The 15,254-nt window shown below is 68.1% G+C and carries 13 protein-coding genes; 11 read left to right on the forward strand and 2 right to left on the reverse strand.

What is annotated here, in order from left to right; genetic code table 11:
- The first annotated feature begins 12 nt into the window (after positions 1–12).
- From AC1DRE_RS11625 to AC1DRE_RS11665, 9 genes are all read left to right on the forward strand, one after another.
- The gene (locus AC1DRE_RS11625) at positions 13–1,938 is read left to right on the forward strand and encodes a hypothetical protein (RefSeq protein WP_476984785.1); all 1,926 of its coding nucleotides are present in this window, start codon (positions 13–15) and stop codon (positions 1,936–1,938) included.
- Complete coding sequence (locus tag AC1DRE_RS11630; protein ID WP_476984786.1) at positions 1,935–2,999, forward strand: alpha/beta fold hydrolase; 1,065 nt, start codon at positions 1,935–1,937, stop codon at positions 2,997–2,999. The genes AC1DRE_RS11625 and AC1DRE_RS11630 overlap by 4 nt, the downstream gene beginning before the upstream one ends.
- Entirely contained in the window at positions 2,996–3,979 is a 984-nt protein-coding gene (locus AC1DRE_RS11635) for an acetoacetate decarboxylase family protein (protein ID WP_476984787.1), read from the forward strand. Before AC1DRE_RS11630 ends, AC1DRE_RS11635 begins: the two co-directional genes overlap by 4 nt.
- Complete coding sequence (locus AC1DRE_RS11640) at positions 3,976–4,458, forward strand: hypothetical protein (protein WP_476984788.1); 483 nt, start codon at positions 3,976–3,978, stop codon at positions 4,456–4,458. The genes AC1DRE_RS11635 and AC1DRE_RS11640 overlap by 4 nt, the downstream gene beginning before the upstream one ends.
- Positions 4,455–4,925 (forward strand): hypothetical protein, encoded by a 471-nt coding sequence (locus AC1DRE_RS11645; RefSeq protein ID WP_476984789.1) that lies wholly within the window; start codon positions 4,455–4,457, stop codon positions 4,923–4,925. The genes AC1DRE_RS11640 and AC1DRE_RS11645 overlap by 4 nt, the downstream gene beginning before the upstream one ends.
- Positions 4,922–6,262, forward strand: a complete 1,341-nt coding sequence (locus AC1DRE_RS11650; RefSeq protein ID WP_476984790.1) for a patatin-like phospholipase family protein — start codon at positions 4,922–4,924, stop codon at positions 6,260–6,262. The genes AC1DRE_RS11645 and AC1DRE_RS11650 overlap by 4 nt, the downstream gene beginning before the upstream one ends.
- A gap of 164 nt (positions 6,263–6,426) precedes the next feature.
- Positions 6,427–7,305, forward strand: coding sequence for an FAD-dependent oxidoreductase (locus tag AC1DRE_RS11655; RefSeq protein ID WP_476984791.1), 879 nt, complete (start codon positions 6,427–6,429; stop codon positions 7,303–7,305).
- Positions 7,306–7,398: 93 nt separating this feature from the next.
- A complete protein-coding gene (deoC, locus tag AC1DRE_RS11660) occupies positions 7,399–8,130 on the forward strand; it encodes a deoxyribose-phosphate aldolase (RefSeq protein WP_364120197.1) in 732 nt (243 codons plus the stop codon).
- Between the two features lie 71 nt (positions 8,131–8,201).
- Positions 8,202–8,432, forward strand: coding sequence for a hypothetical protein (locus AC1DRE_RS11665; protein ID WP_104172667.1), 231 nt, complete (start codon positions 8,202–8,204; stop codon positions 8,430–8,432).
- 92 nt (positions 8,433–8,524) lie between these two features.
- Here the strand turns inward: AC1DRE_RS11665 and AC1DRE_RS11670 are convergent, their stop codons facing one another.
- Both AC1DRE_RS11670 and mfd read right to left on the reverse strand, forming a co-directional pair.
- Positions 8,525–9,349 carry a metal-dependent hydrolase gene (locus AC1DRE_RS11670; protein ID WP_476984792.1) on the reverse strand — a complete coding sequence of 275 codons (825 nt, stop codon included), beginning with the start codon at positions 9,347–9,349 and terminating at the stop codon, positions 8,525–8,527.
- A gap of 4 nt (positions 9,350–9,353) precedes the next feature.
- On the reverse strand, positions 9,354–13,028 hold the full coding sequence (gene mfd, locus AC1DRE_RS11675) for a transcription-repair coupling factor (RefSeq protein ID WP_476984793.1): 3,675 nt from the start codon (positions 13,026–13,028) through the stop codon (positions 9,354–9,356).
- 178 nt (positions 13,029–13,206) lie between these two features.
- Here mfd and AC1DRE_RS11680 point away from each other — a divergent pair, with 178 nt between their 5' ends.
- Together AC1DRE_RS11680 and AC1DRE_RS11685 are read left to right on the forward strand one after the other, a co-directional pair.
- On the forward strand, positions 13,207–14,703 hold the full coding sequence (locus AC1DRE_RS11680; RefSeq protein ID WP_476984794.1) for an SDR family oxidoreductase: 1,497 nt from the start codon (positions 13,207–13,209) through the stop codon (positions 14,701–14,703).
- Positions 14,704–14,753: 50 nt separating this feature from the next.
- Positions 14,754–15,251, forward strand: coding sequence for a DUF2505 domain-containing protein (locus AC1DRE_RS11685; protein ID WP_476984795.1), 498 nt, complete (start codon positions 14,754–14,756; stop codon positions 15,249–15,251).
- Positions 15,252–15,254 lie beyond the last annotated feature (3 nt).

The raw sequence follows: 15,254 nt of genomic DNA on the forward strand, positions 1-15,254 counted from the left end.
GGGCCATGGGGCATGAAGCGGAGTGAGCTGGCGCAGCACAGCAACGGACTTGGCTTCACTCCCCGGGACGCCGTGCGCTGGCTCGCCCCGGCCCAGCTGGGCAGGACCGCGGTCAGGGTTGTCCTGGCATCCGTCTTCGCCGACTTCGGCGACAAACGCGAACTGGAGGGCGGCTTTCCCCGGTACGAACTCGACCTGGACAGACTGCCCGCGCCCGGCCAGCCCGCGCAGCCCGTGGTCCGGGACCTTGGCCTGCCCGGATCCCCTGCAGCGTTGTGGCTCGATTTCACGGCCGACCTCGGGGACGGCTTTGATTCCACCTACACAGTGGCGTCGTTGCTGGCCGAAAAGTCGCTCGTTGTGGAGGGACATGAACTGCCGCGCGGCACGGTGCTGGTACTCGGCGGCGACGAGGTGTACCCGGTGGCGTCGCCGGCCGCCTACGAGGACCGCATGGTGGGGCCCTACCGGACGGCGCTGCCCGGCGGTCGTTCCCCCGGCGGCGCCGGCGTGCTCCTGGCCCTCCCCGGCAACCATGACTGGTACGACGGCCTGACATCCTTCATCCGGCTGTTCACCCGGCAACGGAAAATCGGCGGCTGGCGGACCGTCCAGACGCGAAGCTACTTTGCCGTCCGGCTCACCGGCGGCGATGATGCCCCCGGATGGTGGCTCGTGGGACTGGACAGCCAGCTGGGCCAGTACATCGACGAGCCGCAGCTGGATTACTTCTACAACACGGTGACCACACGGCTACTGCCGGGCGACGCCATCATTCTGTGCGTGGCCGCCCCGTATTGGGTGCAGGGCGCCGAAGACTCCGATGCGTTCCGGCAGGTGCATTTCTTCGAGCAGGACTACCTCCGCCGCCGCTTCAACCGGCGTGCCGGCACCTTCGAAGCAACCGGGGCCGCGGTGCGCCTGTGGCTCACCGGGGACCTGCACCACTACTCGCGCTATGAGGAAACGACGCACGGCCAGAACCCTGAAGACGGCCCGGCCGCCGCCGCAGATCCCCGCCGGACCCAGCTCATCACCTGCGGCCTGGGCGGTGCGTTCCTGGCCGACGCGCAGGGGCTCCCGGCTGAGCTGACGCTTCCCGCCGCGGTACCGTCGGTTGCGTCGCCACCCCCGGTTCGTGCCCCTGGCACCGGCCGGCGCTTTGTCCTGGCTCCCGGGACGTTTCCGGGCCGGGCGGAGTCCCGGCGCCTCCGGGGACGCCTGGCCAATCCCCTCTCCCCGTTTTGGCTCCCGGTGCGGAACCCGGGGTTCGGCTCGGCGCTCGGCACTGCGCACGTGGTTGCTGCCCTGACGCTCTGGACTGTCTTCAGCGCGTTCCGCGGCCTGTCCTTCGTAGAAAGCCTGCTCAGCCTCAGGGCAGGCAACACCGGATTCCTCGCGCTGGCCATCACCGCCGTCCCGTTGCTGCTGCTTCTGTTGCTGTCCACCCTCGGCGCTGCACTCGGCTTCGGCCGGGAACCGCAGGAAAACGGCGCCGGGTTCACCGTTTCCCGTGGTGCGCTCTGGCAACTTTCGGCACTCGCGGCGGGGATCGCCGTCGTACTCCTCATCCCCTGGCCCGGAGACTGGCCGCCATTCCTGAGTCTCGGGCTGGTGCTCGCCATCATCTATGTTGTTGGTTTCGCGGCAGGCAGCGAGGCGTTCGCCTTCTTTATCCTGGGCACGCCCGGCGGTGAGGTGGCCGCGTGGGCAATGTCCGGCCAGGCCATCGAGGACCATAAAGGCTTCCTGCGGATCCGGATTGCCGCGGACGGCACGCTGACGGTTTATCCGGTGGCGGTGGACCGCATCTGCCGGGACTGGACCCTGACGGAAAACGACGACGGCGGCCTCCGCCCGGTGCCGGCAGCCGGCTTGCCGCCGCTCCGGCTTTTCGAACCGCCGGTGACCATTGCCAGGGAGGGATTTCCGCCATGAACAGCCCCCGCACCGTCACCCGGGCGGACCACGTCACGGAAGTCATCCCGTTTCCTGCCCGGGACGGCACGCCCCTGACTCTGGTGCACGTCACCACGGCAGTGCCGCCCGACGCCGGAGCCCCGGAGAAGGGGCCGGTGCTGCTGGTCCATGGGGCCGGGGTCCGGGCCGAGCTGTTCCGCCCGCCGCTGCCGCGGACCCTGGTGGATGCCCTGCTCGAGGACGGCTGGGACGTCTGGCTCCTGAACTGGCGGGCGTCCATCGACTTTGAACCGCTCTCCTGGACGCTCGGGGATGCCGCCGTGTACGACCACCCCGCCGCCGTCGACTACGTCCTGCAGGCGACCGGCGCCGAAACCCTGAAGGCGGTCATCCACTGCCAGGGGTCTGTCTCCTTCACCATGGCAGCCGTTGCCGGCCTCCTCCCCCGGGTGGACACCGTGGTCTCCAACGCCGTGTCCCTGCATCCCGTGATTCCGCTGTGGTCGGTGGTGAAAATCACCTACCTGGCGGAGCTGCTGAAGCCGTTCACGCCGTACCTGTCCCCGGCGTGGGGTTACAAGTCCAACGGGTACTTCTCCCGGGTCCTCAGGTCCATGGTCAAGGCCACCCACCGCGAATGCGACAACCTGGTCTGCCGGCTGGTGAGCTTCACGTACGGCAGCGGCCGGCCCGCACTGTGGTCACACGAGAACCTGGACGAGGCCACCCACGACTGGATCAGCGGGGAGTTTGCCGAGGTCCCGTTCACGTTCCTGTCCGAGATGGGCCGCAGCGTGCTGGCCAGGCGCATCGTGGCCGCCGGGAACCACCCGGAACTGCCCGCGAACTTCCTGGCCGAAGCCCCGCAGACGGACGCCAGGTTCTCCTTCCTGGCGGGCCGCAACAACCGCTGCTTCCTGCCCGAAAGCCAGGAACGGACCTTCAGCTTCTTCCAGGGCCACCGTCCCGGCAAGGACTCGCTGCACCTGCTGTCCGGCTACGGGCACCTGGACGTCTTCTTTGGGGCCCGCGCCTGGGCGGACACCTATCCCATCATCATCAAGGAGCTGAACAGATGAACAAACTCATCGGACTGGCTGCATCCCTGCTAAGGCTGGCGCCCTCCCCCGTGCCGCACCGCCAGGAGCGCCTGCGCGGACAGCATGCCACGGTGGACGGCATCAAGTACTCCATGCCCGTCAATTCGGACGATTCCCCGGTGCTGATGGCCGCATTCCCCATCAACAAGCGGGCCGCCGCGGCAATCCTGCCGGGCACGGAACTGCGGCCGTTCAGCCTCGGCGGCAAGGGTCTGCTGGTGGTTACCGTGGTGAACTACAGATCGACGGACATCGGCAAATACATCGAATACTCCTTGGCGATCGCCGTCACGCACGGCTCCCGCGCGGTGCCCCCGCTCCTGCCGCTCGTCTTCCAAAAGACGTTCGGGCTGGGCCAATATGTGGTGGACCTGCCGGTCAGCACCGAGGTCTCCGTCAAAGGCGGCAAAGGCATCTGGGGCATGCCCAAGCACCAGGCCAACCTGGACTTTGTGGTCACCGACGCCGCCGTTTCCGCGCAGTACGACGACGGCGGAAAGCTGGGCTGTTTCATCGAGATTGAACGCCCCAAGCCGATGGGCCTTCCGCTCAAGCTCGCCGCCTCCAACTACTGCGCCTTCCGCGGGATGCTGATGAAATCCGACATCTATTTCGAAGCCACCGGGGACATCGCGCTGGGAGGCGACGCCAAGGCCCGGCTGGTGCTGGGCGATGCGCCCGGTGTGGCCGCCCTCAGATCCCTCCAGCCGGCGGACAAACCGGTGTTCACCGCCTACCTCCCCGAAGCACACGGTATCCTGGACGACCACTACGAGGCGTGGTTCCTGACCGCCCCAACCGCCGGGGACGCCGCCAGGATCCCCGGCGGCGATCCCCTCGAATCGGTGGCTGGGCTGGGCCAGGGCCAGGAATGGCTGCCCGCCCCGGACCGCAGCGTCACCGCCCGGGGCGGTGGGGCCCGCGGCGAAGACACCGCCCGCAGCGGAGGCACGCCGTGAACTGGCTCCTGCTGCTGAACGCGCTGTATTTCCTGTTCGGCGCCACCATGTATGTAGGGACCATGTGGGTCCTGAAGTTCTTCCTTTATCCCACGTGGGAGTCCCTGGACCGGGGCAACGTGGACATGCACTTCGGCATCCCCACCCGCCAGGCCACCAAGTTCTTCACCGTGGTGGTGCCGCCGATGTTCATCTCCGGCATCATCCTGGTCTGGTCGGAGTGGGGGACGGTTCGGCTCATCCCGGCGGTGCTCTGCCTCGCCGGGATCATCGTCCTCACCGTGGTGGGCCAGGCACTGATCATTCCCATCAACGTCAGGATCCGCGGCGGGACCTTCGCCGACGACGCCGAGCTGCGCTCCCTGCTGCGGCGGTGGATGCTGCTCAACGACATCCGCTTCTACGTCTCCACGCTCACCTGGCTGGCCATCGTCTGGCTGCTCGTGGACAGGGGCCGGCTGTGGGAGGCCTTCGCATGAGCGGGGCTGCCCGCCCGTCCGGGGCGCACGTCCCCGGCATCGGCACGTGGATCGCGGCTGATCCGCTGCGCGCCGTCCTGGCCGCGATCGCCGTCGTCACCGTCTTTTCCGGTGCGGTCCAGATACCGTTCGGGGGCACCGTCCTGGAGTTGCTGGGAGCGGAGCCGACGACGGCGGCGCGCCAGTTGTTCGCCACGGTGGGTATGTTCATGGTGGTGGTGGGCGGACTCCTGCTGCACACGCTGCTGCGCCCGAAGCCGGCCCGGGAAGTGCTGCTGTGGTCCGGCATCCAGAAGGCGGGGGCCTGCGCCGCCGTCGCGGCCGGCGTCCTGAACGGCGTGTTCGCGGCGGTGGCGCTGGGGGTGGCGGCCTTCGACCTGGCGACGGCGGCACTCTGCCTGATCTACCTGCGCCGGATCTACTGGGAAGACGGCGCCCGTGACCACGGACCTGGGAGCCGGCAGTGAAGCGCTCGCTGGTCCTGGCGGGCGGCGGAATGCGCGTGGCCTGGCAGGCGGGGGTGGTGCGCGCACTCGCTGAAGAGGGGCTGCACTTTGACCACGTGGACGGGACGTCCGGCGGCATCCTGACGGCGGGCATGCTGCTCTCCGGGGTCTCCCCCGAGGACATGTGCCGGAATTGGTCGGGGGTCAACGTCAAGGACTTCGGCTCCGCATTGCCGCTGGGCGAGTACGTGAAGGGGCCGTGGTCCCTGCCCGCAATCGGCGACGCGGACGGCCTGCTCGGCAAGGTCTTCCCGGCCCTCGGCATCGACGACGGCGAGATCCGGCGCCGCGCCGCCCTGCCGGGCGCCGTCGAAGGCACCTTCAACGTGGTGGAGTTCACCGGGAAACGCTGCCACGCCATCGACGCACGTGACGTGGATGCCGAGCTCATGGCGGCGGGGATGTCACTGCCCATCTTCCTTACGCCGCTGCGGCGCGACGGGAAGATCTGGACGGATGCTGTCTGGGTCCGGGACGCCAACGTGGCCGAAGCCCTCCGCCGCGGGGCCGATGAGGTGTGGCTGGTCTGGTGCATCGGAAACACGGGATACTGGGGCGACGGTCCGCTGGAACAGTACGTCCACATGATCGAGATGAGCGCCATGGGCGCCCTCCTGGCCGACTTCGAAGCCGCGCAGGCGGCAGGCCGGGACTTCACCCTCCACGTGGTCAAGCCGGAGAATCCCCTGCCCCTGGATCCGGAGTTCTACCTGAACCGGATCGATGCGGACACGCTGATCGGGATGGGCTACCGGGACGCCCGCAGCTACCTCAAGGGAATGACCGCCGAAGGCCTGCCCAAGGACCCCTCCTGCACGGCCATGGCCGAACCGCCGGCCGGCATCCGCTTCACGGAGCGGTTCGGCGGCCGGGACGCTCGGCTCACCGTCACGGTGGCACTCCCCCTCGACCCTTCAGCGGCACCGGCCAGGCTCACCGGTTTCCTCGACCACGCGCCTTTCGGACCGAGGGTTTTCCTGGCGGGCGGAAGCGTGGACGTCCGGGGCGGGTCGGTGACCTACCGTGCTTCCGTCCGTGCCGGCGGCGCGTGGCACCGCTTGGCCCTGGCCCGGGTCTTCCACGACGATCCGGGGCCGGACGCTTGGGAAGACACCAGGCAGGCCCGGCTCACTGTGGGATCGCTGCTGGATATTCCGGTCACCATGGGCCTGGCGGACGCGGCTGCCCTCATCGCCTCCGTGGAGCCGGCCGGTGTCCACGGGCCCGGCGACCGGGCCGCCGTCGTCGCGAAAGTGGCCGCCGGAGGACTCCGGGAGGCGTTCCGCCGCTATGGCTGAATTGTGTGGCCGGACACGTTTGTTACCGCCCGGTAAACACCATCGAACGTAGAGGGACATTCCGGCAACAACCGGGAAACACCCGCGAAAAACCGTCAGCCTACGCTGGATCCCATCACCAACACCAGGCCAAACAAGGGTCTCACCAGCGAAAGGGCCTTCACATGTCCGCTCCGGCAGCGTCCACCTCCTCCTCCGCCACGTTCCAGGCGTCGTCCGCGTCGCCGCGGGTGGTCATCGCCGGCGCCGGACCGGCTGCCCGGGCCTTGGTGGGCCAGCTGGACCGGTCCCGCTTCGCAGGCAGCATCACGGTGCTCAGCAACCGCGACGACGCCCCGTCCGAGCTCCTGGAACTCGCGGCGCTCCCCCAGGTTTCGATCCGTTTCGGCCAGCCGGCCAGCTTCATCGATGCAGCCAACCGCATGGTGGCCACCGCGGACGGCATGGAATTCAGCTACGACCAGCTGGTGATCGCCACCGGCTCCGCCCCGGCCCTGTCTCCCGTGGACGGCGCCAGCCGCTGCCTCAGCTACTCCACCATCGACGACGCCGCCCGGATCGGCGACGCCGTCAAGGAAGTGACCCGGGTCCTAGGCCGGAGGCCGCTGGGAATCCTGGTGGGAACCGGCCCCGAGGCGGGCCAGGCGGAAGCGGTCCTGCGTGCACGGGGGGTGCGGCCCATCCGCACCACTCTCCGGCCTGCATCGGTGGTTCCGACGCTGGCCGGCTCCGCACTCCCCGCCGCCGGAATTGTCTTCGACGACGGCAGCAGCATGAACGGCGACCTGGTGGTCCTCGCCGAGGAGCGGGTGGCTCGGGACGGGCTGGCAGCCAGCGCAGGCCTTGCCACCGCAGCAAACGGCGGGATCGCCATCGGACAGGACTTCCGGACGTCCGTGCCGGGAATCTGGGCCATCGGCGATGCCGCCTCGTTCGACGGCGTACGCCTCGGGCTCCTCGTCGCATCCGGCTCGGCGGCGGGCGCCTGCGCGGCCCAGCTCATGCAGGCAACCCTGCAGGAAGCTGTCCCCGCTGCCGCCTAACGCCGTTATGGCAAGATGGTCACCTGAGAAGCCACGCCGAACACGGAGCCTGTTGCCCACGAGGCCCGGCAGGCCCACCCAGGAAGGACCACCATGAGCAACGACGCCACCGCGCCCGGAATGCCTGACGCAGCAGCAGGGGCGGCCACCGCCCCGGCAGAAATAGCCTCCTTCATCGACCACACGCTGCTGAAGCCGGAGGCCAGTGAAGCGGAGATCCTCAAGGTCTGCTCCGAAGCTGCCGAATACCATTTCAAGTCCGTCTGCGTGAACCCGGTGTGGGTCAAGACCGTCACCACCGCGCTCAAGGGCTCGGGCGTGCTGACCTGTTCGGTGGTCGGCTTCCCGCTGGGTGCAACGCCCAGCGACGTCAAGGCCTTCGAAGCCCGGGGCGCCGTGCTTGACGGCGCCGACGAGGTGGACATGGTGATCAACATTGCCGCCGCCCGCGCCAATGACAAGGGTGCGCTGGTGGACGACATCAGGGCGGTCGCCGAGGCTGTGCACGCCAGTGACGCCATCCTGAAGGTGATCATCGAGACCGCACTGCTCAGCGATTCCCAGAAGGTCCTCGCCTGCGAGGCGGCGGTGGAGGCCGGCGCGGACTTCGTGAAAACGTCCACGGGCTTCAACGGCGGCGGCGCCACGGTTGAGGACGTGGCCCTCATGCGCCGGACTGTGGGTCCCGATGTCGGGGTCAAGGCCTCCGGCGGCGTGCGTTCGCTGGCCGATGCTCAGGCTATGATTGCAGCAGGTGCAACACGTATTGGCGCCAGCTCCGGCATCGCGATCGTCAAGGGCGAACAGGGTTCGTCCGCGTACTGACAGATCCGGCTGCGCCACAGTTTATGAGCCCTTCGGGGCGTTTTGAGCCCTGCGGGGCCGAGGAGGAATGAATGTCCAAGACCGTTGATAGCCCCAAGACCCCTCAGAACGAGAACAACCCTGCAGTCAGCATCGTCATTTTCGTGATCATGATGGCCCTGTTCCTCGGCTCCATCTACTCGCTGTCCTTCCTCACGCTGGGCAACCCGTGGCCGATGGCTGTGTGCCTGGGCCTCTTCGCCGCGGCGTTCTGGATCCCGCAGACCGTCCTGGGCCGTTCGGATTCGGCCGGCGAGCACTAGGACCCACGACTGAGACAGCTGAAGCCCCCGGATCTTCCGGGGGCTTCAGCCATTTAAGCGGCAGCCAGTTCAGCGGCCAGGCAGTTGACCGGCTAGCCGGCGCCGAACAGGCCGCTCACCAGGGTGCTTCCGAACGCAAGCGCTGCCGGGTAGTGCGACTTGGCCAGTGCCCAGCCCGCCACGCACATTCCCACCATGGCGTAGGCGCTGACCGGGATCAGCACGAGCCATTCCCGCTTGGAGCCGGCCCGCCCCAGCAGCGGAATCGAAAAGGCCCCGTTCGCCTTCCAGACGTCGTTGAGCACCGGCAGTTTCCGCAGGAACTTTGGCGGCTTGATCACGATCGGCCACAACAGCGGCACTCCCCCGGTGGTGATCATGTCTCCCACGATGTGCACCACGACGCCGGTCAGCATCGAGACAGGCAGCCAGGTCCACTGGTCCGGCGCGAACCAGGTCACCAGCCCGGCCATGGCCAGGGCGAAGAGCCAGTTGCTGATGAAGCCGGCCTTCGGGAACATTTTGAGCGCCTTCGCCGCGATGTTGATCATGAACATGCAGAGCAGGCCGGCGCCCACGGACAGCAGTCCCCAGTCCGTCTGCAGCTGGATCTGCCCGGCCAGCATGGCGAGCAGTACGAAGAAGGCCGCCCCGAGCACCGAGTGTGTGCCCTGCCGGTGCCCGCCGCTGGCGTTTTCAATGCCCACGGCAATCACGTTGGACAGCGGCGGCAGCGAGTTGGCCACGGTGCTGTGCCGGTGGTCCCAGTCGCACACCAGCGCCGTTCCCGCCGTCGCCATGCCGCCGATCAGGATTCCGGTGGCGTCCAGCGGGTACCAGCCCAGGGTGTACGGCCCCGTGGACGCAATAGCTACCCACGCCGCGGCTCCCGACGCGGCGTGATGTCCTCCCATCATTCTTTTATTTCACCGCCGGTGTCGCAGATACAGGGGTATCAGCGAAGATGTTCCGGATGACGCCGTTGGCCCACTCCAGGATCTCTGCGTCCTGCAGGTCCCGGCCGCCGATTTTGGCGGTCTTCGGCTTGGGGATGAGCACCGCGTCGAGGGCAGGCTTGGACTGCGCACCGGGGTACATGCGGTTGAGCCGCATGGTCTTCGATTCGGGCAGCTGCGCCGGTGAGAACTTGATGAAGTTTCCCTGCAGGGCGACGTCGGACAGCCCGGCTTCGCGGGCTCCCACCCGGAAGCGGGCGACGGCGATCAGGTTCTGGGCGGGCAGCGGCGGTTCGCCGTAACGGTCCACGAGTTCGGCCAGGACCTCGTCGATGGCCTCGTTCGTGAGCGCGGCAGCCAGTTTGCGGTAGGCCTCGAGGCGCAGCCGCTCGCCTGGCACATAGTCGTGCGGCAGGTGGGCGTTGACGGGAAGCTCGATCTTCATTTCCGCGGCCTTTTCCTCGGCCTCGCCGCGGAAGTCTGCCACGGCCTCGCCCACCAGGCGGATGTAGAGGTCGAAGCCCACACCCTGGATGTGGCCGGACTGTTCACCGCCGAGCAGGTTGCCGGCGCCGCGGATCTCCAGGTCCTTCATGGCCAGCTGCATGCCCGCGCCCAGTTCGTTGTGCGCGGCCACGGCCTTGAGCCGTTCCAGCGCCACCTCGCCCAGGGGCTTTTCCGACGGGTACAGGAAGTACGCGTAGGCGCGTTCGCGGCCGCGGCCTACTCGTCCGCGCAACTGGTGGAGCTGGGAGAGCCCGTATTTGTCCGCGCCGTCCACGATCAGGGTGTTGGCGTTGGAAATGTCCAGGCCGGTTTCGATGATGGTGGTGCACACCAGCACGTCGAAACGCTTCTCCCAGAAGTCCACAATGATCTGTTCCAGCCGGCTTTCGGACATCTGCCCGTGCGCCACCTCCACCCGCGCCTCCGGGACCAGTTCCCGGATCTTCGCCGCGGTACGGTCGATCGTGGACACCCGGTTGTGGACGAAGAACACCTGGCCTTCGCGCATCAGTTCGCGGCGGATCGCCGCGGAGGTCTGCTTGTCCGTGTAAGGGCCCACGTAGGTCAGCACGGGGTGCCGTTCCTCCGGCGGAGTGGCCAGCGTGGAGGTCTCGCGGATCCCGGTCAGGGACATTTCCAGGGTGCGCGGGATCGGAGTTGCGCTCATGGCCAGGACGTCCACGTTGGTGCGCATCTTCTTGAGCGCCTCTTTGTGTTCGACGCCGAAGCGCTGCTCCTCGTCCACGATCACCAGGCCGAGGTCCTTGAAGCCGAAGTCCTTGGACAGCAGCCGGTGCGTGCCGATCACGACGTCCACGGAACCGCTCTTGACGCCGTCGGCGGTTTCCTTGGCCTCCTTGCCGCTCTGGAAGCGGGACAGCGGCTTCACCACCAGCGGGAAGCCGGAGAACCGTTCGGTGAACGTCTCGTAGTGCTGCTGGGCGAGCAGCGTGGTGGGCACCAGCACGGCGACCTGCTTGCCGTCCTGCACGGCCTTGAACGCGGCGCGGACCGCGATCTCGGTCTTGCCGTAGCCAACGTCGCCGGAGATCAGCCGGTCCATCGGGATCTCGCGCTCCATGTCGGCCTTGACCTCATTGATGGTGGTCAGCTGGTCCGGGGTCTCCACGTACGGGAAGGCCTCCTCCAGTTCCCGCTGCCACGGGGTGTCCGGGCCGAAGGCGTAGCCGCGGGAGGCCATCCGGGCGGAGTAGAGCCGGATCAGCTCGCCGGCGATCTCCTTGACCGCCTTGCGGGCCTTGGACTTGGTGCTGGCCCAGTCCGCGCCGCCCATCTTGCTCAGCGCCGGGGTGTCCCCGCCGACGTACCGGGTGACCTGGTCCAGCTGGTCGGTGGGCACAAAGAGCCGGTCACCCGGGGCTCCGCGCTTGGACGGGGCATATTCCAGGACCAGGTATTCGCGCACCCCGTCACCTCCGCCGGCCACCCGGCGCTGGATCAGCTCCACGAACCGGCCGATGCCGTGCTGTTCGTGCACCACGGAGTCCCCGGCCACGAGCTGCAGCGGGTCCACGGCGTTCCGCCGTTTGGACGGCATGCGGCGCATGTCCTTCGTGGAACCGGCGGACGTGCGCCCCAGCAGGTCCGCTTCCGTCAGCAGTCCCAGTTTGAGACCGTCCAGGACAAAACCGCGTCCGACGGCGGCGGTGGTCACCTCGATGATGCCGGCCTGGGGTTCGTCAGTGAGCGAGTCCACCCGGGCGCACGGGATGTCGGCGTCGTGGAAAAGTTCGGCCAGTCGCTGCGCCGGGCCGGGGCCCTCCGTGGCCACCACGATGCGCCACTGGTCCCGGACGTGCGAGCCGATGAACTCCATCATCTCGGCCACGTCGCCCTGGTAGCCGCGGGGCTCCCGGGCGTGCAGGTTGAGCACGTTGATGTCCGGTGTCAGCTCTTCGTCAGTGGCCAGCGATGTGATGGACCACCACGAGACTTCCTGGCCAAGGGCGGAGCTGCGGGTTTCAGTCAGCGAGCGGAAGCTGGCCGAATGCAGCGCGGCCGAGGCCTGCGAAGTCAGGACGGTGTCCAGCGCCAAAGGCGCGACGCCGCCGTCGGACGCCGTGGACCACGCCGCCTCGAGGAATTCCTCGTTGGTGGCCGCGAGGTCATGGGCGCGGGTGCGGACCTTCTCCGGTTCGATCACCACGGAAATGGACCCTGCGGGCAGCTGTTCCACGAAGGGGACCATGGAATCAACCAGGACGGGGGCCAACGATTCCATGCCTTCCACCGTGATGCCGCCGGCGATCTTCTCCAGCATGTCGGCAGCGGCGGGCAGCTGGGCCTTCAGCGTCGCGGCCCGGGACATCACGGAGGGGGTGATCAGGATTTCGCGGCACGGCGGGGCATGCAGTTCCGTGGGGTGGTGCAGGCCGGGCGAGGAGAGGGACCGCTGGTCGGCGACGGCGAACCAGCGCATCTGGTCCACCTCATCACCGAAGAACTCCACCCGGACCGGGTGGTCCTCGGTGGGCGGGAAGACGTCCAGGATGCCGCCGCGGACCGCGAACTCGCCGCGGTGCGTCACCATGTCCACCCGGGCGTAGGCGGCGTCGGCGAGGCTGCGCACCACGTCGCTGAAAGGGACTTCCTGGCCAACCCGCAGCGTGACGGGAACCAGTTCGCCCAGTCCGGCCACGATCGGCTGGACCACCGCCCGGACGGGAGCAACCACCACGCGCAGCGGTCCGCCGGAGGCTGTCTCGGGGTGTGCCAGCCTGCGCAGTACGGACAAGCGGCGGCCCACGGTGTCCGAGCGCGGGGACAGCCGCTCGTGCGGAAGGGTTTCCCAGCTGGGGAATTCAGCCACCGAATCGGCCGGCAGATAGGCCCGCAGGGCCGCGGTGAGGTCTTCCGCCTCGCGACCGGTGGCGGTGACGGCCAGCACCAGGGGCGCACCGCCGTCGTGGGTTCCGTCCGGGGTGCCGAGCGCCGCCAGGCCGTCGGACATTTCCGCCAGCAGGGCCGCCCGCAGGCCGGCCGGCGCGCTGATCTGGTAGTCCTCGCTGCGGGATCCAAAGCTCCGGGACGCTTCAGCCTGCACCCGGGCGAAGGTCTGGTCTCCGGCGAGCGCACGGCGCAGCCCTGTGAGTGACGGGCCGTTGAGGCTCATGGCGGAAGCTCCTGAATGATCACGGGAAAGCAGGCAACACGAAGACCCGAAATTCGCAAAGAATCCCGGGTCTTCCCAGCCTACCGCGACCGCGGAGCCGTGAGCACGTGCCCGACGGGCTTGGATTGCTAAGCTGGCTTTCCATCGATGCTTTCCAGGTACGTTCCGAGGAGATCCAATGAACGGCACCCCCAAAACAGTGCTTGTCACCGGTGCCACCGGCTATATCGGCGGCCGGCTGGTTCCCCGGCTCCTCGAGGCCGGGCACACGGTGAAAGTCGTCGTGCGGACTCCGGCCAAGATCGCCGGCGTGCCGTGGCTGGAGCAGGTTGAAGTCATTCCCGGCAGCCTCGACGACGGCGACGTGCTCCGCGCAGCGCTGGACGGCGTCGACGTGCTCTACTATCTGGTCCACTCGATGGCGGCAGGCGCCGGGTTCGAGGCCAAGGAGAAGACCATGGCCGGGATCGCCGCACAGGCCGCAGCTGACGCGGGCGTAGCGCGAATCGTCTATCTCGGCGGCCTGCACCCGGAAGGCGCCGAACTCTCAACTCACATGCGGTCCCGGGAAGCTGTCGGCAAGGTCTTCCTCACGGGTCCGGTGGATGCGGTCGTGTTCCAGGCAGGCGTCGTGATCGGGTCAGGGTCGGCGTCCTTCGAAATGATCCGGCATCTCTCCGAGACGCTTCCCCTCATGCCGGCGCCCAGCTGGGTGCGGAACCGGATTGAGGCCATCGCCGTCCGGGACGTGCTGCACTACCTCGTCGCCGCGGCATCCCTGGAAGGGCCCATCAACCGCACCTTCGACATCGGATGCCGCCAGGTGCTCTCCTACGCGGGGATGATGAAGGAGTACGCCGCCGAGGCGGGACTGCCTCGCCGCGTGGTGCTGGCGCTGCCCATCCCCGCACCCAAACTCGCTGGCATGTGGGTGGCCCTGACCACGCCCATCCCGCTGTCCATGTCCCTGCCGCTGGTCCAGTCGCTCCAACACGACGCGGTGTCAAGGGAGCACGATATCGACAAGTACATCCCGTTGCCGGAAGGCGGCCTGACCCCGTACCGGCGCGCCGTCGCGCTCGCCCTCGGCAAGGAACGCGACGCCCAGGTGGAAACCACCTGGGCCAGCGCCGGCGCGGACGCCGACCCGCTGCCGAGCGACCCGGACTGGGCCGGGCACCGCGTGTTCGTCGACGAACGGAGCTATGCCAGCCCGGTGGACCCCAAGTATGTCTGGACCATCATCGAGGGCATCGGTGGCCGCAACGGCTGGTACTCCCTGCCGCTGGCATGGCGGGTCCGTGGATGGCTGGACAAACTGACCGGCGGGGCCGGTCTGCTGCGCGGCCGCCGGCACCCGCACCTGCTTGCCGAGGGCGAGGTGGTGGACTGGTGGCGTGCCGAGCGGATCGACCGCGGCCGGCTGCTGAGGCTGCGGGCCGAGATGCGCGCGCCGGGCCGTGCCTGGCTGGAGCTGTCGGTGGAACCTGACGGCACCGGCAGCCGGTACCGCCAGCGCGCCATCTTCTTCCCGAAGGGCCTCAGCGGCCGGCTGTACTGGCTCGCCGTGCTCCCGTTCCACAGCGTCATCTTTCCGGCGATGTCGCACAACATCACGGCCGCGGCGCAAAAGCTGGAGGCGGCCGAATCGGAGGACGCGGGGCGCGCAACGTAGGATGTGTGAGGCAAAAACCATGGCCCATACCCCCAACCTATGGAGGAACAATGGCACTGAGTGCTTCCACCACCCTGCCGCACAGCGTCGATCGCGTAGCGGCGGTATTCGCCAACGAAGATTTCCAGCGCCACACCAGTGAACTGGTTGGCGGAACCCTTGAATCGTTCAAGGTCGACGGCGATGTCGCCGGCGCTTTCAGCACCACTTCGGTGCGCACCCTGCCCACCACCCGGCTGCCGGAGATTGCCCGGAAGTTCGTGGGCGACAGCCTCACCGTGACCCAGCTTGAGACCTGGGAAGCCCCCGCCGCGGACGGCTCCCGGCAGAGCAACATCAGCCTGAAGATTTCCGGTGCACCGCTGGACGTGAGCGCTGTGCAGCGGCTCGTCGCCGAGGGCGGCAGCACCCGCGTTGAGCTCGAAGGCAGCGTTACGTCCTCGGTCCCGTTCCTCGGCGGCAAGATCGCCGACGCTGCCGAGCCCATGGTGGGCAAGGCACTGAACATCCAGTCGCAGCAGGCGCAGGCCTGGCTGGAAAGCCACTAATCC

The sequence above is a fragment of the Arthrobacter sp. P4_H3 genome, assembly GCF_056400885.1.